The sequence below is a fragment of the Pseudomonas sp. UM16 genome (assembly GCF_050312595.1).
Lineage (GTDB): Bacteria > Pseudomonadota > Gammaproteobacteria > Pseudomonadales > Pseudomonadaceae > Aquipseudomonas.
The window spans coordinates 138481-159545 of sequence record NZ_JBNPJT010000015.1 but is presented as its reverse complement, the minus strand read 5'-3'; the positions used below and the strand labels follow the sequence as shown (position 1 = coordinate 159545).

Here is a 21065-nt window from a genome sequence, read left to right as displayed (position 1 = left end):
TAGTAGCGCAGGCTCCCGCCTGAGTTAAGTGCAGCCGCCTCCGGCGCTGCATCCGGCCCAATCTCCATATAACTGCGCATGCACTCCCACAACGCCATGGCGGTGGTGCCACCTCCACAGTTAAAGCCCAGTGAGAAATGCTTGTTATCGTCTTTGGCCTGCGGGTCGGGGTTCTCAAAGCCGATGATCAATAAGCCCATCGTTGCTTTACCTGCCTGGCTCACCGACGAATGTTGCGTCGCCGCCGCCGTCACGCTTTCCCAAGGGACAATCCAGTACTCGCCATCTGCTTGCGGTACACACACCTCACGGCGTTGCCGGTTGAAACGCACGGGTAAGGGCACCTCGCGAAACAGGCCCTGGATTACAAACATGATCGGGATGCCCACAATGATTAGTCCGCCTCCCAATATTAGAGAGTTAGACGTGATGTAATACATAAGCGCAAATAGCATTGCCATTGACCATATGACCATCACCGCCGAGCCGATGCTGTAGTTACCGATATCGAGAAACACCTCATTCTTGCGCCAAATAGTGTTGAGCACATCCGAGGGTTTTCGACCGGTGGGGATGGGCAGTGGTGCCAAGTAGTCATTGCGCGAAAATATCCGCTTTTTTGTGGTGCCTGCCGGTGGCGTACTCATGTCTTGTCCTTGGGTTGCAGGTAATAGGCACCGGGTCGATCTGCGCCCAGCCCATACCTCGGCACACTATCCAGTTCCGGTGTCGGGTCGTCCCGCAGGGCAACCACGCCGCCGCTGTCATTCAACGTAAAGGCGAGCCCCCGTTCACCACCGATGAAGGTGTCGGCACCCAGCATCGCGATCAAGGGGGTGCGGTACCACAAGCGCAGGGAGACAGTACTGGGTTGTGTACTAAGAACACCTGGTTCTGTGTTGAAGGGCCCGCTCAGGCGCAAGCCTTGACCTTCCTTGGCCGGTATCCAGCAACAGCTGCTGCTGGGTAGCCAGTGCGGGACCATATTCCGCCAAGGTCTGGGCGGCTGACGATTTTTGCTCAGGCTGTTTTTGATCAGGTAGCGGTGGCGCTGGGTATCCACTGGGTCACCGATCAGGCTCAGTCCCAGGTAGACGCTGCTGGGCTCAGCCCCTGGCAGGTCGATGGTCAGGCAGTCGATGGAGCTGATGGACGTCAGTCCTGAAGGTCCATTGGCGCTGCCTACCTCCGAACGGCTCTCCATGCTCACTCGAGGTGTATACAGGATGCCGTACAGGTGGTTGAGTTCGCTTTGTTGGGCCTTGGCCGCGATAGGCTCCAGATTGCCCGCCCGTGCTTTTGACCAGCAGCAGGCGCTGAGGAAGTTTTGCAGTGGCGTTTGCTGAAAGAACCAGGTGATCAGGTACAGCACGCCCAGCGCGGCAATGATCCAGTTCAGCGGTCCCATGTACAGCGAATAGCGCATGATGGCGGTTTCCACTTCCACTAAACCCGCCAAGGCTTTGCCCGTTTGTACTACGCCCAATAACGCCTGGGCTCCATAGGCCGTTACCTGGCCCGAGACCACGGCCAGGCGCATCTCCAGCCAAGGATCGACTTGTGTTTGCGCACTTTCTAACTGTGTTTGCAGCGACTTGTACTCTTCCGCCGCCGCACCCAGTGACAGTCCACCAATCACCGCACCAAACAGGGTCAGGGTTGGAGCCGGAGAGCCAAAGAAATAGAACCGATCCTTCTTCAGCCCCAACCGTACCTGATTATCAACCACCGCCGTTAACGCCGCACCAGCATACAAAGCCGCAGAAATAGTGTCGTTAACACGCCGGTCGTCCATTCCCTCCACGGTCTCAGCCTGACTCAGATAATTACTCGCGTTGAACGAGTTCAGCAGCAAGGCCGCCAGGGGGACGACTCCACCGCTATGGGTCACAAAGGTGGAGTTCGTAATCCCTGCCACGCGCCCGGCACCAATGGCTTCCCCTGTGGCGCGGGCCCAGCGGGTCAGGCCTTCGGCTTTTTGCCCCAGTAACGTCCAGATCTGGCGGCCACCTTCGGTCACGAACTGCAAGCGCGCTTCGCTGCCCAGGCGCGCGGCAACGAAAATGCCGAGCCAGGCCGTGCTGAAGGTTTTCTGCTCTTTGAGCAACAGCAACGCCGCGGCCAGGCGGTTGACCAGCACGCTCCATGGGCCGTTGGCGTCTTGGGCCATGGCCGCGAGGTCATTGATGATCGGCAGGGTCAGAGGGGCCAGTGCCTGATGGGTGGCGGTGATGTTCTCGGCGGCCAGCGCCGCCAGCAACTCGCCCAGGCGCGTGCTGCTGTTCATGGCCGCATCGAGCGAAGGCGTCCAGGCGCGGAAGAGGTGTGTCAGTGCGCCGCCATCGGCGGCCCGCACATAGTCGGCATATTGTTCGGCGCCCTGGGCCCGAATGCATTGGGCGCTCAGGCAGCCCGTGGCCAGTTCAGTCAACCAGAGCCGTGTGTTCAGGTCATGGTAATCGACAAACCAGGTGCCATTGGCGGAACGCTTGAGGAACACGCCGCGGTCGCTGAACAGTGCTTGATGGCGTTGTTCGATCTGTTGGAAATGGCTGGGGGCGGTGGTTTCGAGCCAGGTGTTCATCGCCTCCAGGTCGATGTATTCACTCACCTTGGCACTGAGGAAGTCGTTATCGCGGTTGGCCTGTTTTTCGGCGCGGTATTCGCGCACCAGGCGTTCTGCTTCGGGGTACAGGTCGGCCGGTATAAAGGCGCGCACGGGCGCTACGATACTGGCAATACGCGCATCGCGGGTGCTGGCTTCAACCCGGCTGGGCTGGCCGCCGTAGCGGCGGGCCTGGGTTTCAGCCCTGAGCGCCTCATCCAGCTGATGCTGGGTGTCGAGCATGACCTTGCCCTGCTCGGGGGTGAGGCTGATATCACGCCCCTTGTAGCGGTAGTTGAGGGTACCCGCCAACTCAGCCCCGTCTTCGCTGACCAGGCTGCGCACAAACCCACCGATGCTCAGGCGCAGGGTGTTATCAGCGATCCACTGTTGGTGACGCGCTTCCAGCCACTCCTGCTCATGGTTGATATCGCGCAGCACGCCGAGGTCATCGTCCAGGCAGGCAAAGACAGGAAACAAGCCATTGGCCTGGGCCTTGGCGGTTTCCAGCCAATCCTGAGTGCGCTGGCCCTCCCAGCGTTCGGCGCTCCACTCGCCCGGCGCTTCGTCGCTGGCGTCGGGGTGTTGGCCAATGACCCTTTCCCGTTCTCGTGCGCGGTGCATCGCCGTGGTGTAGGCGTTGATGTTATGGGTTGTCGGCGATTTCATCGCCGCCGCGCCCAGTGCGTCGGTATCGTCGCCGCCGCGCTTTTGATCGGCCTTCATCGATCGGGCGTAGGTGGACGGGATCAGTTCGGCCCTCACCTGCTCAGCATCGGCCAGCGCAGGGCAATGAGGCGCTTGCAGCTCGTTGGCCACCGTGCGCAAGGCCACGTGGCGCATGTGCGCGCTGCGCTGGGCACTGCTGTCGCTCAACGCCTGGCAGTGTTCCGGGGGCAGGGGGTACTCGCAGTAGAGCATCCAGGCGTTATGGATCTTTTTCAGCGCCAGGCCCGCCAAGGTGCCGTTCAACACGAGCGTGTCATCGTCCTCCAGCGCTTGCTCGCTGAGCAAACCATCGGGTGCGATGGCGTAGCGTTGGAGCGGGCCCTGGTCCTGCCACAGGTAAAGATAACCTGCGCGCAGGCGGCGGGCCGCCATGGGATGGCTGTGGCTGGCAACGCCAGGCGCGCAGCAGGGATGGGGCGCTTGTTCTTCGGCCAGCGCATAGCGCACCGGCACCACGAACAGTTCAGGCTGACCGGCAGGGCAGGGCGTTATGGCGCAGTTGATATCTTCGTGGGGCATCGCCCTGGCGGCTCGGTCAGCTCGTGCCAGTCGATCAAGCATTTCCAGCTTGTCTGCACTCATGCAATCAGTCCCTTTTCGGTGAGCAACTGACGGTGCAGTTCGGCGCTCAGGTTATCCAGACGCTGTGTGGGTAGAACCTCTTTCTCGTCCAGGATCTGCCGGTAAACGGTGTGATCCGCTGCGTTGGGGAAGTCATCACCTAGCACGGCGTGAAAGTTGGCCCAGCGCATGATTTGATCGGCGGTGCTGTAGCCTTGCCGCTCAGCGCTGTGCTGGCAGGCCGAGGCCCACTGCTGTTGTGCAGCGGGAGCCAAGCCTTGCAAGCGTTGAGGAACATGCAGCTGGCAATGCTCGATCAACTGCTGGGCAAGACGCTGCCGCTTGGCTGCGCTCAAGTGCCCCAGTTGCTCCAGGGTAAGGAATAACCAAGGCTTGTCCGTGTACTGAGCGATGGGTTGATCAGGGTTTTCCTGGGCAATGAAACCCGATGGATGAAGCGATTCCGGCAACAAAATTCGGCGGATCGGCCCCATCAATCGATCACGTGCCTGGGGTGCTAGATCCGCCAACCACAAGTGGGTGATACGGGGGTCGAAGTATCGAAAGAAAACGCTGACATCGCCCTCGATGCGGGCGTGAATCAGGCTACGCAAGTGCTGCACTACAGCCGCTTCATTCACCTCGGATTCCAGCCAGATACCGGCCGTCGCACACCACTCCTGGGCAAACGTGTGCGCCAGCGGGCTGTTCGGAATTACCGGCACCAACACCGGGCTAACCGTTACCAGAGCGCTGTAGGCAGTCTGTTGATACAGCGATTGAAACGCCGTACTGCCTCCGTGCTCAATCAGACGGCTTGGCAGATTATCGATCAGGGCACCATCCAGCAGCAGATAAGCCTGACTCATGCGTTGAGCTCCGCTAGTTTTTGGCACACGGCGCAGACGGGTGCAGCTTGCTGAGCGGCTTGGATCAACGCCGCACCTTGTGTAACCCGTGGCAGAGCAACCAGCGCCTGGGTGACCATTGGTATGGCCGAAAGGGCCTGCTGCGCGGGAACCCCCATAACCGGCGTACCACCCAGTACGATGGGCACGCTGCTGAAAATTCCCCCGGGCCCGATGACGATGTGCTGGCCGCCGCCTTTCAAGGTGATGCTGGCGCTGGCATCGAGAATCACATGGGCACCCGCTTTGATGTGCAGTTGCTGGCCCGCTTCAACTGCCAGCGTTTGTCCGATGCGGGTATGGCTGCTGCTGGCGACCTGCAAGTAGTCGTTGGCCTTGAGTTCGACCTTGCGGTCCGCGCTTACGGTGCGCTGGTCTTCAGATTCCAGCACCGCAATGCTGTTGCCCTTGATGGTTTCCCACCGCTCGTTACCGATCTCAAGCTGGCTGTCGTGTTCGATCTTTTGCTCCAGGTCGCGCTGGGCGCGCAGGTAGATCAATTCTTGGCCTTAGCGGTCTTCAATCGACAGTTCGTTGTAGCCACCGCTGTCAGGCGAGCTACGGCTGCGCAGCACGGTCTTGGTTTTGTTCGCGGGCAACGGGTAAGGCTGCGGGGTGAGCTTGTTGGGCACGCAACCGGTAATCAACGGCTGGTCGGGATTACCCTCCAGGTAGGTCACCACTACTTCCATGCCGATGCGCGGAAGGGTCACCGCGCCAAAACCCTGTCCAGCCCAGCTCGACGCTACCCGTAGCCAGCAACTGCTCTTGTCACTGTTGAGCTCGGCACGGTCCCAGTGAAATTCGACTTTGACCCGCCCGTATTCATCGCAGTAGATGTCTTCCCCTGCTGGCCCGGTAACCCGCGCCGTCTGGCTGACCAGCTCGGCGTTGCGGGTGACCAGCGGCGGCCGATAGAACACGTCCCAGGGAATGGCGCTGAAGCTGTTGCGATAGCCTTGGCTGAAGCCGCCTTCGGGTTGGCTGTCGCTGCTGACTGACTCCTCAAGCACCTGCGGCTGCTTGCCTTCATGGGTGACGCTGAGCAAGAGCCACAAGTCGTTGCAGTCTTTACGCGGGTGCTCGGTCAGGTCGAAGAAGTGGCCGCTGCGCAGAAATGGTTGGTCACTTTGACCTTCGGCCAACTGGTAGTCACAGCGGTGCCGCTCCAGGGCCTGGCGAGCGCGTTGCCTGCCAAGGCTCTCGGTGTCCATCGACAACGGGTAGCGGTAGTCCTCAAGCTTCGGGCTGAACTCGGCGGTGAACTGGCTTTCCAGCAGCAGGCTTGGCCGCTGGAAGTCATAGCCGCGGCGCGTGACCGTGCTGGTGCGGATGCTGAAGCGCCGGGAGAACTGGCTGATGACCGGGTGATCGGCCACCAGACCACCGCCTTGCTGATACGGCGTGGCGCCAAGCTTGGGGAAAAACGTCTGGTCGTCGGTGAACACCAGCCGATGGCCGTCCGGGCTGTGTTGGTGATGCCAGGCAATCCCGTCCTCACTGCACAGCCGCTGGATCAGTTCGTAGTCGTTTTCAAAATATTGAGTGCAGTATTCGCGTTCAGGGCTGGTGCGGACATGGAAGGCAAAGGCATCAGCCTGAATTCCATGGCCCTGGAGCACCTGGGCAACAATCTGCGGCACCGTCAGTTGCTGGAAGATCCGCGGGTTATGGCTGAATTGCAAGTAGTGCAGCGCGGGCACCAGGGTCAGCTGATAGCGGGTCAGGCGTCTGCCAGGTTCGCCGACCAGGACATCGTCGATATGCCCGTGAATCCCTTCACCCTGCAGGCCAAAGCGCAGGAACGCCGGCTGACCGAGCAGGCTTTCCAGATCGAAATCAGGGTACTCGCTGACCAGCTCGACGCTGATCGCATACAAGCAACTAATGGCTTCAGTACCGCTGAAAGCCAGCACTTTGAAGTCATTGCGAACCTTGGGGATCTGTAGCTCGAAAAGCGCAGCATTGGCCGGCGCGAACATACACTTATCCTTAAGCTGAAAGGGAAAGCAAAAGGCGATGCGCAAGCCATTGCCTGAGCAAGCTCAATTTTTCGAGCACGCTAACAAGGCGACATGGGAATTGATGCAGGATGCGTCCTAAGCATCTGTGCGAATTTTCGTTTGTTTGTACTGGCAGTGGCTTTTCTCGACCTGGATACAGTGGTTTGCGAGCACCTGCGCGATTCGTCAGCCTCCCATGAGGTGCCCGAGTTGCGACTGCCCTGCAGTCGATCGCAGCCTCGTGTCTCGGCAGCGGCTACATGCTGCGCCTACGATTGCGCCATTCTGGCCCGCTATGTGCTTTGCCCCCTGTATCGATTGCTGATCGATTGGTCAAACCTGCAACCTTGCATATGCCCTGGTTGAGGTCGGACCCGTCCGTCAAATGCGTCGACAACAGCATTTACAGGGACCAGACCCATGACACTTGCCCAACCGCACGACCTTGCTGCCCGCGATACCGGCTGGAGTGCCGAGTTGTCGCTGCGCTTTGTCCGGCGCGGGACGAAGACCTGTATTGGTGCACGGCGGCATTTCGGTCCTCTTTTGGTGCAGCGGCCGTTCTATCCTGAAGGCGCACCGTGCCACGTCTATGTGTTGCACCCACCCGGCGGTGTAGTCGGTGGCGACAAATTGGTGCTTGATGTGCAGCTGGAAGCAGGCAGCCATGCCTTGCTGACCATGCCCGGTGCCACCAAGTTCTACCGCAGCGGCGGCGACACCGCGAGCCTCAGCCAGCATTTTCATCTGGCCGCTGACAGCGTGCTGGAGTGGTTGCCCCAGGGCAGCATTTGTTTCCCGGGCGCGCGGGTACGCCTGGAAAACCGCTTCAGTCTGTCGCCAGGTGCCCGTCTTTTGGCCTGGGAAACCCTGTGCCTGGGCCGGCCGGTGATGAACGAAGTGTTCAGCCATGGCGCCCTGGACAGTCGCTTGCAGATCGATGTGCCTGACGACCCTGGCCTGTACGAACGCCAGCGTATCGACGGTGGTCAGTTGCAAAAGCTTGGCGGCTACCCGCTGCTGGCGACCTTCTGCGCGTATCCGGCCAACCAGACATTACTCGATCAGACCCGTGTGCTGATCGATGACTTGAGCGTACCCGCCGGTGCAACCCTGCTCGGCCAACTGCTGGTTGTACGCCTGCTCGATCACGATAACCAACGCCTGCAATCCACCCTGCAGCAGATATGGCATGCCTTGCGACCGACTGTTGTCGGTCTGGCGCCATGCCCGCCGCGTATCTGGGCCACTTGAGAGAACGCCATGGAGCTGACCCCGAGAGAGAAAGACAAACTGCTGCTGTTCACAGCGGCGCTGCTGGCCGAGCGTCGGCTGGCCCGTGGCCTGAAGCTCAACTACCCGGAAGCGGTGGCCTTGATCAGCGCCACGGTCATCGAAGGCGCTCGCGATGGGCGCACCGTCGCCGAGCTGATGAACCTGGGCCGTGAAGTACTCAGCCGGGAACAGGTGATGGAAGGGGTCAGCGAAATGATTCCTGACGTGCAGGTAGAAGCCACCTTTCCCGATGGCACCAAGCTTGTGACCGTGCATGACCCGATTGTCTAGGAGCGCAGGATGATTCCCGGAGAAGTACAGGTCGCCGAGGGCGACATCGAACTCAATGTGGGGTGCCCAACCGTGAGTGTCACCGTGGCCAATCATGGTGACCGACCGGTGCAGGTCGGCTCGCATTACCACTTTTATGAAGTCAACCAGGCCTTGGTGTTCAAGCGTGAGCTGAGCTTGGGTTGGCGCCTGGACATTGCCGCCGGTACCGCCGTGCGCTTCGAACCGGGTCAGGCGCGGACGGTGACCCTGGTGCCGTACGCCGGTAAGCGCGAGGTCTACGGCTTTCAAGGCAAGGTGATGGGCAAGCTGGAGACGCAAGGATGAGTCGAATTTCGCGTCGGGCCTATGCCGATATGTTTGGCCCCACTGTGGGTGACCGGGTGCGGCTGGCCGACACCGAGCTATGGGTGGCGGTGGAAAAGGACTTCACGATCTATGGTGAAGAGGTCAAATTCGGCGGCGGCAAGGTCATCCGCGACGGCATGGGCCAGGGACAGATGCTGGCTGCCGAGGCGATGGACCTGGTGCTGACCAATGCGCTGATCATCGATCATTGGGGCATCGTCAAGGCTGACATCGGGGTAAAGAACGGGCGCATCTTCGGCGTGGGCAAGGCCGGCAATCCTGACGTCCAGCCGGGCGTGACCCTGCCCATTGGCCCAGGCACCGAAATCATTGCCGCCGAGGGCAAGATCGTCACGGCAGGCGGCATTGACTCGCACATCCACTTCATCTGCCCGCAACAGGTGGAGGAAGCGCTGGTTTCGGGTATCACCACCTTTATCGGGGGCGGCACCGGTCCGGCTACGGGCACCAACGCCACCACCTGCACCTCCGGGCCTTGGTACCTGGCGCGTATGCTCCAGGCTGCCGATGAGCTGCCGATCAATATTGGCCTGCTGGGCAAGGGCAACGCCTCGCAGCCTGAAGCCCTGCGCGAGCAGATTCACGCGGGTGCGGTAGGCCTGAAACTGCATGAGGACTGGGGCTCGACGCCCGCTGCAATTGACTGTTGCCTGACCGTTGCCGAGGAACTGGACGTGCAGGTGGCGATTCACACCGACACCCTCAACGAATCCGGCTGTGTCGAAGACACCCTGGCGGCCATTGGTGACCGCACCATCCACACCTTTCACACCGAAGGGGCGGGCGGCGGCCATGCCCCTGACATTATCCGTGCGGCAGCCTTTGCCAATGTGCTGCCGTCGTCGACCAACCCGACCTTGCCCTACACCGTCAACACCGTCGACGAGCATCTGGACATGCTTATGGTCTGCCACCACCTGGACCCGAGCATTGCCGAAGACGTGGCTTTCGCCGAATCGCGTATTCGGCGCGAGACCATCGCTGCCGAAGACATCCTACATGACATCGGCGCGTTCTCGATGACCTCATCCGACTCTCAGGCCATGGGTCGGGTCGGCGAAGTGGTACTGCGCACCTGGCAGGTTGCGGACCAGATGAAGCGCCGACGCGGCCCGCTGTCCCCCGATAGCCAATACAGCGATAACTTCCGGGTCAAGCGCTACATCGCCAAGTACACCATCAACCCGGCGCTGACCCATGGCATCGCCCATGAAGTGGGTTCGGTGGAGGCCGGCAAGCTGGCCGACTTGGTGCTCTGGGCCCCGGCCTTTTTCGGGGTCAAGCCGGCGCTGGTGATCAAGGGCGGGATGATTGCTATGGCGCCGATGGGCGATATCAACGGCTCGATCCCGACGCCGCAGCCGGTGCATTACCGACCCATGTTCGGCGCTTTGGGCGCGGCGCGTAATGCAACGCGCATGACCTTCCTGTCGCAATCGGCCCATAGCCGCGGTGTTCACCAGCAACTGGGGCTGCGCAGCCTGATTGGCATGGTCGATGGCTGTCGCACGGTGCGTAAGGGCGACATGCTGCACAACGGCCTGCTGCCGCTGATCGAGGTGGATTCGCAGACCTACGAAGTGCGCGCTGACGGTGAACTGTTGATGTGTGAGCCCGCCACGGTGCTGCCGATGGCACAGCGTTATTTTCTGTTTTGAAGGAGCGAACATGATTGTTTTGACCCATCGGTTGAGTGAAGCCGAGCAGGTAAGCGCCACGCTGACCCTTACCTTGGACACGCGGATCAAAAGCCGGGTACGCGTCACCCTCGACGACGGCCGTGAGGCCGGCTTGATGCTTGAACGCGGCCAGTTGCTGCGTGGCGGCGAGCTGCTCGGTGATGAATACGGCTGCGAGGTGGTTCGCGTGCTGGCTGCGCCTGAGCAGGTGTCCACCGTGCGCTGTAGCGACTCGTTGCTGCTGGCGCGTGCCAGCTATCACCTAGGCAATCGTCATGTGCCGTTGCAGATCGACACGGGGTTTGTGCGCTATCAGCACGACCACGTGCTGAACGAGATGGTGCGTGGCCTGGGCTTGCAGGTCACGGTTGAACAGGCCCCGTTTGAGCCTGAGGCCGGTGCCTATCAGAGCGCACCGCACAGCCATGTCCATAGCGACCATCCCTTTGTGCGCGTCGCCCAGCACTGATTTTGATAAGGAGTATCACCATTGAAAAAGACCCTCGCGCTGACCTTGCTGCTGGTTGCTGTTCCGGCCTTTGCCCACCCCGGCCATGACGCCAGCCCGCTGCAGGATGGCCTGCTGCACCCTTTGACCGGCCTCGACCATCTGCTGATGCTGCTCGGCACCGGTGTGCTTGCGGCCTTGACCGGTCGCACCCTGGCGCTGCCGCTGTTGACGCTCTGTGCGATGTTCGCCGGGGCGTTGCTGGGCCACCTGTTCGGTGGCGTACTCGGCATGGAGCAGATGATCATCGGCTCACTGCTGGTGGCGGCAGCCGCGCTGTTGCTACCTGCACGTCAGCTCATGTTGGCCTTGGCTTTGCCCGTGTTCGCCCTGTTTCACGGTTGGGCCCACGGCGTTGAAGCCAGCCCGGGGGCATTCTGGGTGTTCAGCGCAGGCTTTGTCGCGGTCAGCGGCTTGTTGTTGCTGGCAGGCTATGGCGCCGGCCGCCTGTTGCGCCGTCATGCGGGGCTGCAAAAAGCCTTTGGTGGCGGTTTGCTGGCCGGGGCAGCCCTGGTGTTGGCGGGCTGATGAGCAGCGATCTGAAGCTGCTGCGGCTGCTACAGCTGGCCAGCCCGAGCCTTCCAGTGGGTGGTTTTACCTACTCACAAGGGCTGGAGTGGGCGGTGGAAGCCGGTTGGGTGCAAGGCGCTGAAGGCTTTCGCGCCTGGCAGTTGCAGCAAGTGCAGGACACCTTGGGTTGCCTCGACTGGCCACTGTTGGCGCGGCTGTACCAGGCGTGCCGTGACCATGATGCGCAAGCGTTCGCCCGTTGGAGTCAGTTCTTGCTGGCCAACCGCGAAACCGCCGAGCTGCGCCTGGAAGAACGCCAGCGTGGCATGGCTCTGGCACGGCTGCTCGATGGCTGGCAATTGGCCCAGGCGCCCGAGTGGCGGTCCAGCCTGGCCATGAGCCAACTGGGTGGGATGGCCTGGCTAGGGGCGCATTGGCAGATTCCCTTGCGTGACCTGGCGTTGGGCCACGGCTTCGCTTGGCTCGAAGGCGCGGTGATGGCCGGGGTCAAGCTGGTGCCCTTTGGCCAACAGGCGGCGCAGAGCCTGCTACGCGATCTATGTGAAACCCTGCCCGAGGTGCTGGAAAACGCTTTGCAACTGCCTGACGAGCAGTTGGGCGCCGGTTTACCGCTGCTGGCGATTGCCTCGTCCCGTCATGAAACCCAATACACCCGATTGTTCCGATCCTGAGGAAAGCCCTATGCAAAGCTATCAGCAACCCCTGCGCGTCGGTGTTGGCGGCCCGGTCGGCTCCGGCAAGACCGCGCTGCTCGAAGCTCTGTGCAAGGCTATGCGCGATCACTATGAAATCGCCGTGGTGACCAACGACATCTACACCAAAGAAGACCAGCGCATCCTTACCGAAGCCGGTGCTCTGGAACCTGAACGCATCGTCGGGGTGGAAACCGGCGGCTGCCCGCACACCGCGATTCGCGAGGATGCCTCGATGAATCTGGCGGCGGTTGAAGAGCTGGCACGCAAGTTTGGCAACCTGGAAGTCATCTTCGTTGAAAGCGGCGGCGATAACCTCAGCGCTACCTTCAGCCCGGAGCTGGCTGACCTGACGGTGTATGTGATCGACGTGGCCGAAGGCGAGAAAATCCCGCGCAAGGGCGGGCCGGGGATCACCAAGTCGGATTTTCTGGTGATCAACAAAATCGACCTGGCGCCTTATGTCGGTGCGTCGCTGGAGGTGATGGAAAAGGACACCCAGCGCATGCGGCCCGAGCGGCCCTGGACCTTCACCAACCTGAAGACCGGGCAGGGCTTGCAGCGGGTGATCGATTTTATTGTCGAGCGTGGAATGCTCCGCTAACGCGCAACCCTACTGTAGCCGCAGCCTGGCGGCAGCGGCTACAGATCATTGTGCAAATGGCCCTCAAGCTTTGAGCGACGCCATATCAATCACAAAGCGGTACTTCACATCGCCGGCAATCATCCGGCTGTAGGCCTCGTTGATATGACGTATATCGAGCATCTCGATATCGCAGCGAATGTCATGTTCAGCGCAGTATTCCAGCACTTCCTGGGTTTCGGCGATGCCACCAATCAATGAGCCAGCCAGTACCCGACGCTTCATCACCAGGTTGGCCGCGTGCAGGGCCGGGTCCACCGGCTCGATCAAACCCACCAGAATGTGCACCCCGTCAAACTTCAGGGTCTGCAAGTATGGGTTCAGGTCATGTTGGACCGGAATGGTGTCGAGGAGGAAGTCAAAACGCTCGGCGGCGGCCTGCATTTGCACCTCATCGGTCGACACGATCACATGATCAGCCCCCTGGCGCCGGGCTTCTTCGGCCTTGCTCGGCGAGCGGGTGAACAGGGTGACTTCAGCGCCCATGGCTTTGGCAAATTTGATGCCCATGTGACCGAGGCCACCCATGCCGAGAATGCCGACGCGGTCACCGGGCTTGACCCCATAGTGCTTGAGCGGCGAGTAGGTCGTGATGCCGGCGCAGAGAATCGGTGCGGCATTGGCCAGGTCGAGGGCGGCGGGGATGCGCAGGACGAAACGTTCGCTGACCACGATGCTGTTGGAGTAGCCGCCCATGGTGTTGCTGCGGTCAACACGGTCAGGGCTGGCATAGGTCAAGGTCGGGCCTTCCAGGCAGTACTGCTCGAGATCAGCGCGGCAGGCTTCGCAATGCTGACAGGAATCGACCATGCAGCCGACGCCAACGCGGTCACCGACCTGGTAGCGGCTGACATTGGTGCCCACGGCGGTGACCTTGCCGACGATCTCGTGACCCGGCATCAGTGGGTAGACGGCAATGCCCCATTCATTACGAGCCTGGTGAATGTCGGAGTGGCACACGCCACAGTAGCGAATCTCGATGGCCACATCGTCAGGGCGCAGGGCGCGGCGCTCGAAGGTCATGGGGGCGAGGGGGGCGGTAGCGGACTGGGCGGCATAACCGATAGCTGTGTACATAAGTGCCTCTGCAATGCGATCAACAGTGAATGCTGACCATTGTCCGCAGCGGCAGGGTACTTGCCTATTGTCATTCCTCCGCCTGTCATGCCTAAAACTCCGTAGTTGTACGATGTTTGCGTACAGCAAGCCGTGAAGCTGCGATGATGCCAGTGTCTATTCCTCCGTCCAGGTTCACCATGCAACTGACCCGTCACGTTGATGCCAATGCCACCCTGTGCGCCTTGATTCGTTCATTGGCCTCGCGCCCGGGATTTGTCGAAACTCACCTGCCACAGGTCCAGGTGCTGTCGGCATACGATTACGTCGCCAGCAGCCCACAGATCTATGAGCCGAGCCTGATGATTCTCGCCCAGGGCAGCAAACTGGCGCGACTAGGGCCGCGTACCCTGGAATATGGGGCCGGACATTACCTGGTGCAGGCGCTGTCGGTACCGTTCATGTGCGAAACCTTTGCCACGCCGCAAGCGCCGCTATTGGGCGTGGCGGTGGCGATTGACCGTATTGTCCTGGGCGAGCTGGTGCAGAGCATGGGTCTGGCGCCGGACCCGGTAATCAAGGCGCAAACCCCGGAGTCAATGACTTCAGCGGTGCTCGATGCGGCCATGCGCGATAGCGTTGAACGGCTGCTGCGCTGCCTGCAGGATCCGCTCGACAGTCAGGTGATGGGCGCGGCACGCGTGCGTGAAGTGCTGTATGTGGCCTTGCGCGGCCCACAAGCGGGGGTGTTGCGGGCCTTGGTCGAGCAGCAGGGGCACTTCGCCCGGATTGCTGCGGCACTCAACCACTTGCGGGAGCATTACGCCGAGCCTTTGAGTGTCGAAGCGTTGGCCAACTGCGCCAACATGAGTGCCTCGACCTTTCATGAGCACTTCAAGCGCAGCACCTTGCTTTCGCCGATGCAGTACCTCAAGCGATTGCGCCTGCTCAAGGCCCAACAGATGCTGATCGGTGAAGGCTTGGGCGTGGCGCAGGTGGCCCATCGAGTGGGCTATCAGAGCACCTCGCAGTTCAGCCGTGAGTACAAGCGCCATTTCGACCGCAGCCCAGGCGAAGAGCAGCCCTACCTGAACCTGACGGCCTGAACCGTGATTTGTGATCACGTAATGCCGTTACACCGCATCAAAATGCACCGCCAGCCAGACCGTGGGCGCGCTGGTATCGGTCCACTCGACCCGATGCCGGCAATGCGCGGGTATCTCGACAAAGTCCCCAGGGCTCAGCACCCGCTCGCTTGGTTCATGCGCCAGGCGCAAGCCTGCCGAGCCACTGAGCAGCACCACCCACTCGCCTTGCGGCTGGTCATACCAAAACCCGGTAGGGCTCGCCTGGCCCTGGGAGACGATGCGCTCGATACGCAAACCCGGTCGCCTCAACAGCTCATCGAAGTGCTCTTGAGCCGCCGCAGCGGAAACAGCGCTAAACAGGTTGTTGATCATCGCCGCATGACCCTCGTCTGAGCAGGCATTGTGGTTTATGGTGGCGTCTGCCACTCATGATAGGGATAGATCATGAAACATCCGCTTTTGCAGCCTCTGTGTGTCGCGATGTTGATCACTACCAGCCTGCCGGCGCTGGCGGCATTACCCAGCGCTCCGTCGTATATTGACGACAGTGGTTACCCTGAGGCGGCCAAGCAGCGCATTCTGCCGCCGATGTTCGCGCAAACGCTAACCAGCACGCGCTACATTGCCAAGGCAGACGACCCGCTGATCACCGCAGCTGAAGCCAGCGGCTTCAATCAAACCAGCAATTACGAGCAGACCCGCGCGTACCTGAACAAACTGGTTACTGCTGCCGGGGGCAGCGTCGTGCTGCACGAGCTTCCGGAAAAAAGCGCCGAAGGCCATCCCATGATCATGGCCATCGCCTCGCTTGAAGTCGACAAATCACCTGCCGGGCTTAACGAGTCGGGCAAGCCAACGATCTTCGTCGAGGCCGAGATTCACCCTGGCGAAGCCAATGGCAAGGACGCCATGTTCATGTTGCTGCGCGACATGACCACCGGTGACAAACCTCTGGCCAGCGTGCTGGAGAGGGTCAACATCCTCTTTATCCCCACCGTTAACATCGACGGTGACTTGCGCCGCAGTACCTATGGGCGGATCAACCAGAACGGCCCAGAGGAAACCGGTTGGCGGGTCAACGGCCTGAACTACAACCTCAACCGTGATTTTACCAAGCTCGACAGCGCCGAAATCCGTAACGTCGCCTGGGTGTTCAACACCTACGACCTGAGCTTCTTTGCCGATACCCATTCCACCGACGGCGCCATGTACCCCTACGACAGTTCCTATTGCCACAACGGCAACGGCTGGTCACCGGCCAGCAGCGCGTGGATGGACAGCGTCATGCGCGCGCCGGTGTATCAGGCACTGGAGAAGGAAGGGCATGTGGTGCATGAGTGCATCAGCCTCAATGACAATCAGGACCCGACTCAGGGTTACTACCCGTACCGGACCGACCTAGCTCGGTTTTCCAACCAGTATGGCGACATTCGCAACGTTCCCTCGATTCTCATCGAACAGCATGCCTTGCATCCGTACCAGACCCAGGTACTGGGCAACTACGTGATGCTCAAAAGCATGTTTCAGGTGATTGGCGAGCAGTCGGCATCGCTCAAGGAGGCCATTCGCCAGGACCGCGAACGGGCGGAAACACAACAGCAGGTGACGCTCACCTGGAAACCGGGCAAAGCCCAGACCACGCCGTTCAATGTCGGTGACTATCGCTACGAACAGTCGCCAATCACTGGCGCCAAAACCATCGTCTGGAGCAACAAACCCAAGCAACTGACGGTACCGGTGACCGGCAATACCGAGCCGGACCTGGTAACCAAACGCCCGCAGCAGTACGTGGTGCCCGCGCAATGGCGCGAGGTGATCGCCCGGCTCAAGGCCCATGGCATTCAGATGACCACCCTGGACAAGCCCACGGCGATCGCGGTCACCCTGTATCGTATGGACGAGGTCAAGGTGGCCGGAGGTTTTGAGCCCGACCGCGCGCAAACCAATCAGATTCCCGGCTATGAAGGGCGCCTGCTGGTCAGTGGTGAGGCCAAACCGTTCGAGCGGCTGCAGACCTTCCCGGCAGGTTCTGTGGTGATCGACCTTGATCAACCCTTGGGGGTTCTGGCCGTCAACTTGCTCTACCCCGAAAGCCCGGATTCGTTCTGGGCCTGGGGCTTCTTCAATTCGACCCTGGTCGTCGCTGAAGAGCCGGAGGAGTATGTGATGGAGCCGATGGCACGCAAGATGCTCGGCGAAAGCCCGGCGCTCAAAGCCGAGTTCGAGAAGAAACTCAAGGCCGATAAAGACTTTGCCGCCAGCCCGAGCGCACGCTTGCAGTGGTTTTACCAGCGTACGCCATTCTACGACGTGAACGCCTTTGTCTATCCGGTGGGAGCGGTGTATTGAGTGGTGTCGTGCAAACACAGCTGACTGCGCAAACCAGCAGTACGCAGCTTTCGCTGGAAACGCTGCAGGCATTTAATCAATGCGTTTTGCAATTGGCGAGCCTTGCGCGCGAGCGCGGGGGCTCTGATTTCATTGCCAATGGCCTGCAGGCGTTTCGCCAACTGGTGCCGTTCGCGTCGGCCTGGTGGGGAGAGATGTCTGGTATCAGCGCCAGCGTCCCGCCGCGCAGCTGGATGCACGGGCGCATTGACCTACCGGCTTCGTTCGCCAGTGAATGGCGCTACGTGGCTGGCTTCGACAGCTTCGCCCACGACACCCTGGCAAGGCCGGGGCGAGTGCTGCGTGACAGTGAGTTCACCGACCCGGTAGAGGCGGTTAACGTGTTTGCCCGCCGCTATGACCTCTACCACCTGATGTGCATCACCTTCGAATTGCCTGAGAGCGGGCTGAATTTTTTTGTCTGCTTGTACCGCGGTGTGGATGAGGTGGCTTTCGACCTCAATGAGGAGGTGGTGTTTTCCGCCTTCTGCGATCACTTGCTGCAATTGTGGCGTTTCCAGGTGCAGGACATGATTCGCCTGGATGTGGGCAGTGCTGCGAGTGATTTTGGCGTTGCCCGGCAGGACGGCAGCCTGTTGTACATTGGCGCACGTCTGTGTGCGGCGATCGAACGTGAGGTGCCTGGCTGGGGTGGCTCGCTGTTACCGCCTGCAGTTGTCGAACAGTTGCACAAAGTCCCTTGTGTGATGCGCCTTGGGCGTTGCGCATTGACACTGAGTCCGAATGCCAGCCACGTGATCTTGTCACTGGAAGCACCGTCTGCGGGAGTAACGCTGGCACCGCGGGAACGAACGGCTGCGATGTTGTTTGCCGCTGGCCATTCGTACAAGGAAATCGCGCGTATTTTGTCACTGAGCCCGGCCACCGTGCGTACGTACCTGCGCAATTGCTATGCGCAGCTAGGGGTCAAAAGCAAGGTGGAGTTGGGTTCTGCCCTGCGCTCAGGGCAGTCTGGAGGTGAAAAAAGCGCCTGACCCTCCTCATTTGCAGAGGTCCGTTCTTTTGTCGCGCACGATAGGGTGTGAGCAGCCCCGATAAAAACAAGAGAGCGTTCCGATGCAACGATTTATTCCCACCCTGTTGGCCACCACACTGGCCTTTTCCTCCCTGCAGGCGCTGGCTGCTGCCGACTTGGTGCTGGTCAATGGCAAGGTGTACACCGCCGAGCCCGGTCAAGCCCTGATGCAAGCGGTGGCGGTCAAGGATGGCAAGATTCTGCAAGTGGGCAGCGATGCCCAGATCAACGCCCTGGCCGATGCCAACACGCAACGGATCGACCTCGCTGGCAAGGTGTTGATGCCCGGCATGATCGATACTCACAGCCATCCGATCGCCGGTGGCTTCGCCAGCCTCGGCGCCAACCTGGAAGATGAAGTCAAACCGGTAGCGGAACTGGAGCAATGGATACTGGCCGAAGTCAAAGAAGGCCGGGGACGCGCCGGTGATGTCATCAGCATTGCGGGTGCAAGTTCGGCGTACTGGGAAAAAAGCCGAGAGCTGGGCCAGGTGTTCAACCAAGGCCGCTGGGCAGAGCAGCCGTTGGTGCTCAACGGAATCGACGGTCACACCGGTTGGGCCAACAATGCCATGCTCAAACGTTTGAAGATCGATGCCGCAGCGGTCAAGGGCATGTCCGAGCAAGACCGTAGCTATGTTGGTCACGAGGCGGACTTCACCCCCAACGGGTATTTTGCCGAGTCGCGCTGGGATCAGGTGCGTAGCGAGATTCCGGCTGCCAGCGAGGCATTCATGCTCAAGGCCGCCCGTGAAGCGGTGAAGATCAACAATCAGTACGGTGTCACGGCATGGATGGACGCGGCGTCCAATGCCGGCAGTGATGATTCGCTGTTTGATTTCAAACCCACCGAAATCACTTACGGAGTGTTGCCGCTCTACCGCGCGTTGGCCGAGAAGGGCGAGCTCAGCGCGCATGTCGCTGCCTTGATGATCGCCAACCCCAAGAGCAAGCCTGCTGACCTTGAAGTATTGGCCAAGGTGATGAAGACGTTTGAAGGTGTGCCCAACCTGAGCTTCCCGGGTATCAAGGTGTTCGTTGATGGTGTGTTGGAGTATCCCGGGCAGACCGCTGCAATGCTTGAACCCTACAAGAACAGCAAAAAAGATGGCCAGTTGCTGATTGAGCCTGCGCACTTCGGCGAACTGGTGGTGGCCGCCGAAAAACGTGACTGGATCGTCCATATGCACGCGGTCGGCGATCGTGCGGTACGTGAGTCACTCAATGGCGTTGAGTATGCACGCAAGCTCAATCACACAGACAAGGTGCACAGCATCAGTCACCTGCAAGTGGTTGACCCCAAGGATTTTCCACGCTTCAAGCAATTGGGGGTGATCGCGTCCATGCAAATGTTGTGGGCCACGGGTGAAAACTACACCGTCGAGCTGGTCAAACCCTACATCAGCGCTTCGGCCTACAGCTACCAGTACCCGGCGCACTCCCTGCAACAGGCCGATGCGACGATTGCCGGCGCCAGTGACTGGCCGGTGTCCAGCCCCAATCCGTGGAACGCCATCGCCCAGGCCAGCACCCGCAAGGGACCGTTGGGGGTGCTCAACGCCAGAGAAAGCGTAGATCGCCAGTTGATGTTCCAGGCCTACACCCTCAATGCCGCCAAGGCTTTGCGCCTGGATCAGCAGATTGGCTCGTTGGCCCCCGGCAAGCAGGCCGACCTGATCGTCCTCGATCGTGACGTATTCAAGGTCAGCGACGATGAACTGTTCGAAACTCAAGTGCTGAAGACCTTCTTCGCCGGCAAACAGGTGTACGCCCCCGCGTCCTGACCGCTCCCCCTGACGAACCCTGGTTCCTTGCCCTGCGAGGGGCCCGGCTTCGCCTGCACGAATCTGCCCGCACACCGATAACAATAAGGGTTTTGTATGAACGCACGTGCCATTTGCTCTCTCGCCGGCCTGCTGTTGGCTCCTTTGACCAGCCAGGCGGTGACCCTCAATGATGACTTCAGCCTCGAACTGACCCTGGACGCAGTCAGTGACTATCGCTCCCGCGGGGTTTCGCAGACGCTCGGAGACCCGGCGCTGCAGGCGGGGGCGACGTTGATCCATAGCAGCGGTTTGTACCTGGGGGCCTGGACCTCGAATGTCGATTACGGTTTCGACTATAAGACTCGCCAGGAAGTCGACTACTACGCCGGTTGGTATTGGCAGGCGACCGACGCGATCAGCCTCGACCTTGGTTACCTCAAGTACAGCTATCCGAAGGAAGGCCAGTTCAACATGAGCGAGGTCTACGCCATCCTCGACCTGTATGGATTCAAGCTTGGCGCCTATTATTCAAGCGATTCGCCCAATGCGTTTGGTAAAGATCAGGACACGTTGTACAGCTACGTGGGTTACAACCTTGCCTTGCCGGGTGAGGTGGGGCTGGAGTTGCGAGCAGGGCGCAATGATGTGAAGGATCCGGCGTTCTGGTCCGCCAGCGGCGATAACCGTGAAACCTATTACGAGTGGCAAGCCAAGCTCACCCGGGAGTTTGTCGGGATCACCTGGGGACTAAGCTATATCGACACGGACCTGTCGAAAAGTGAGTGCGTCAGTTGGTATGGCTATGACGATCTGTGTTCGGCTACGGTGGTGGTCAGTGCCAACAAGACCTTCTGACGTCTGACCTGCCTGACGGCAGCGGCTATCCCCTGGTGCCGGATGAGCTATTGTTCAATCTGCTACTTTTCAGAAGAACAGT

The 21065-nt window shown here is 60.4% G+C and carries 18 protein-coding genes and 1 pseudogene; 13 read left to right on the top strand and 6 right to left on the bottom strand.

Features of this window, described 5'->3' with window-relative positions:
- The 4 genes and pseudogenes from ACQRAX_RS19025 to ACQRAX_RS19010 form a co-directional block, all read right to left on the bottom strand.
- Positions 1-647 (bottom strand): hypothetical protein (locus ACQRAX_RS19025; RefSeq protein WP_427867749.1); only part of this gene is annotated, 647 nt, incomplete at its 3' end.
- Complete coding sequence (locus tag ACQRAX_RS19020) at positions 644-3916, bottom strand: toxin VasX (RefSeq protein WP_412040935.1); 3273 nt, start codon at positions 3914-3916, stop codon at positions 644-646. The genes ACQRAX_RS19025 and ACQRAX_RS19020, both read right to left, overlap by 4 nt.
- Positions 3913-4764, bottom strand: a complete 852-nt coding sequence (locus ACQRAX_RS19015) for a DUF4123 domain-containing protein (protein WP_412040934.1) — start codon at positions 4762-4764, stop codon at positions 3913-3915. The genes ACQRAX_RS19020 and ACQRAX_RS19015 overlap by 4 nt, the downstream gene beginning before the upstream one ends.
- A pseudogene (locus ACQRAX_RS19010) lies at positions 4761-6785 on the bottom strand (type VI secretion system tip protein VgrG). The gene ACQRAX_RS19015 and the pseudogene ACQRAX_RS19010 overlap by 4 nt, the downstream one beginning before the upstream one ends.
- A 441-nt stretch (positions 6786-7226) precedes the next feature.
- Here ACQRAX_RS19010 and ACQRAX_RS19005 point away from each other — a divergent pair.
- Genes ACQRAX_RS19005 through ureG form a run of 8 tightly spaced genes read left to right on the top strand, consistent with a single transcriptional unit; the run spans position 7227 to position 12755 of the window.
- Positions 7227-8060 carry an urease accessory protein UreD gene (locus ACQRAX_RS19005; RefSeq protein WP_045190138.1) on the top strand — a complete coding sequence of 278 codons (834 nt, stop codon included), beginning with the start codon at positions 7227-7229 and terminating at the stop codon, positions 8058-8060.
- 9 nt (positions 8061-8069) lie between these two features.
- The gene (locus ACQRAX_RS19000) at positions 8070-8372 is read left to right on the top strand and encodes an urease subunit gamma (protein WP_045190136.1); all 303 of its coding nucleotides are present in this window, start codon (positions 8070-8072) and stop codon (positions 8370-8372) included.
- Between the two features lie 9 nt (positions 8373-8381).
- Positions 8382-8699 carry an urease subunit beta gene (locus tag ACQRAX_RS18995; RefSeq protein ID WP_412040933.1) on the top strand — a complete coding sequence of 106 codons (318 nt, stop codon included), beginning with the start codon at positions 8382-8384 and terminating at the stop codon, positions 8697-8699.
- A complete protein-coding gene (ureC, locus tag ACQRAX_RS18990; RefSeq protein WP_412040932.1) occupies positions 8696-10399 on the top strand; it encodes an urease subunit alpha in 1704 nt (567 codons plus the stop codon). The genes ACQRAX_RS18995 and ureC overlap by 4 nt, the downstream gene beginning before the upstream one ends.
- A 10-nt stretch (positions 10400-10409) precedes the next feature.
- Positions 10410-10889, top strand: a complete 480-nt coding sequence (gene ureE, locus ACQRAX_RS18985; protein ID WP_412040931.1) for an urease accessory protein UreE — start codon at positions 10410-10412, stop codon at positions 10887-10889.
- A gap of 21 nt (positions 10890-10910) precedes the next feature.
- Entirely contained in the window at positions 10911-11456 is a 546-nt protein-coding gene (locus ACQRAX_RS18980; RefSeq protein ID WP_412040930.1) for a HupE/UreJ family protein, read from the top strand.
- On the top strand, positions 11456-12130 hold the full coding sequence (locus ACQRAX_RS18975; RefSeq protein ID WP_412040929.1) for an urease accessory protein UreF: 675 nt from the start codon (positions 11456-11458) through the stop codon (positions 12128-12130). Before ACQRAX_RS18980 ends, ACQRAX_RS18975 begins: the two co-directional genes overlap by 1 nt.
- Positions 12131-12140: 10 nt before the next feature.
- Complete coding sequence (gene ureG / locus ACQRAX_RS18970; RefSeq protein WP_045190125.1) at positions 12141-12755, top strand: urease accessory protein UreG; 615 nt, start codon at positions 12141-12143, stop codon at positions 12753-12755.
- Between the two features lie 63 nt (positions 12756-12818).
- Here the strand turns inward: ureG and ACQRAX_RS18965 are convergent, their stop codons facing one another.
- Entirely contained in the window at positions 12819-13871 is a 1053-nt protein-coding gene (locus tag ACQRAX_RS18965; RefSeq protein ID WP_412040928.1) for an NAD(P)-dependent alcohol dehydrogenase, read from the bottom strand.
- A 179-nt stretch (positions 13872-14050) separates the two neighbouring features.
- Here ACQRAX_RS18965 and ACQRAX_RS18960 point away from each other — a divergent pair, with 179 nt between their 5' ends.
- The gene (locus ACQRAX_RS18960) at positions 14051-14956 is read left to right on the top strand and encodes an AraC family transcriptional regulator (RefSeq protein ID WP_412040927.1); all 906 of its coding nucleotides are present in this window, start codon (positions 14051-14053) and stop codon (positions 14954-14956) included.
- A gap of 27 nt (positions 14957-14983) precedes the next feature.
- Here ACQRAX_RS18960 and ACQRAX_RS18955 read toward each other — a convergent pair whose 3' ends face one another.
- A complete protein-coding gene (locus ACQRAX_RS18955) occupies positions 14984-15310 on the bottom strand; it encodes a cupin domain-containing protein (protein WP_412040926.1) in 327 nt (108 codons plus the stop codon).
- A 72-nt stretch (positions 15311-15382) separates the two neighbouring features.
- On the opposite strand from ACQRAX_RS18955, the gene ACQRAX_RS18950 reads away from it, so the two are divergent.
- From ACQRAX_RS18950 to ACQRAX_RS18935, 4 genes are all read left to right on the top strand, one after another.
- Positions 15383-17287, top strand: coding sequence for a M14 family metallopeptidase (locus ACQRAX_RS18950; protein ID WP_412040925.1), 1905 nt, complete (start codon positions 15383-15385; stop codon positions 17285-17287).
- Between the two features lie 8 nt (positions 17288-17295).
- Complete coding sequence (locus tag ACQRAX_RS18945; protein ID WP_412040924.1) at positions 17296-18321, top strand: helix-turn-helix transcriptional regulator; 1026 nt, start codon at positions 17296-17298, stop codon at positions 18319-18321.
- 82 nt (positions 18322-18403) lie between these two features.
- On the top strand, positions 18404-20146 hold the full coding sequence (locus ACQRAX_RS18940; RefSeq protein WP_412040923.1) for an amidohydrolase: 1743 nt from the start codon (positions 18404-18406) through the stop codon (positions 20144-20146).
- 96 nt (positions 20147-20242) lie between these two features.
- A complete protein-coding gene (locus tag ACQRAX_RS18935; RefSeq protein ID WP_412040922.1) occupies positions 20243-20983 on the top strand; it encodes a TorF family putative porin in 741 nt (246 codons plus the stop codon).
- Positions 20984-21065: the final 82 nt, after the last annotated feature.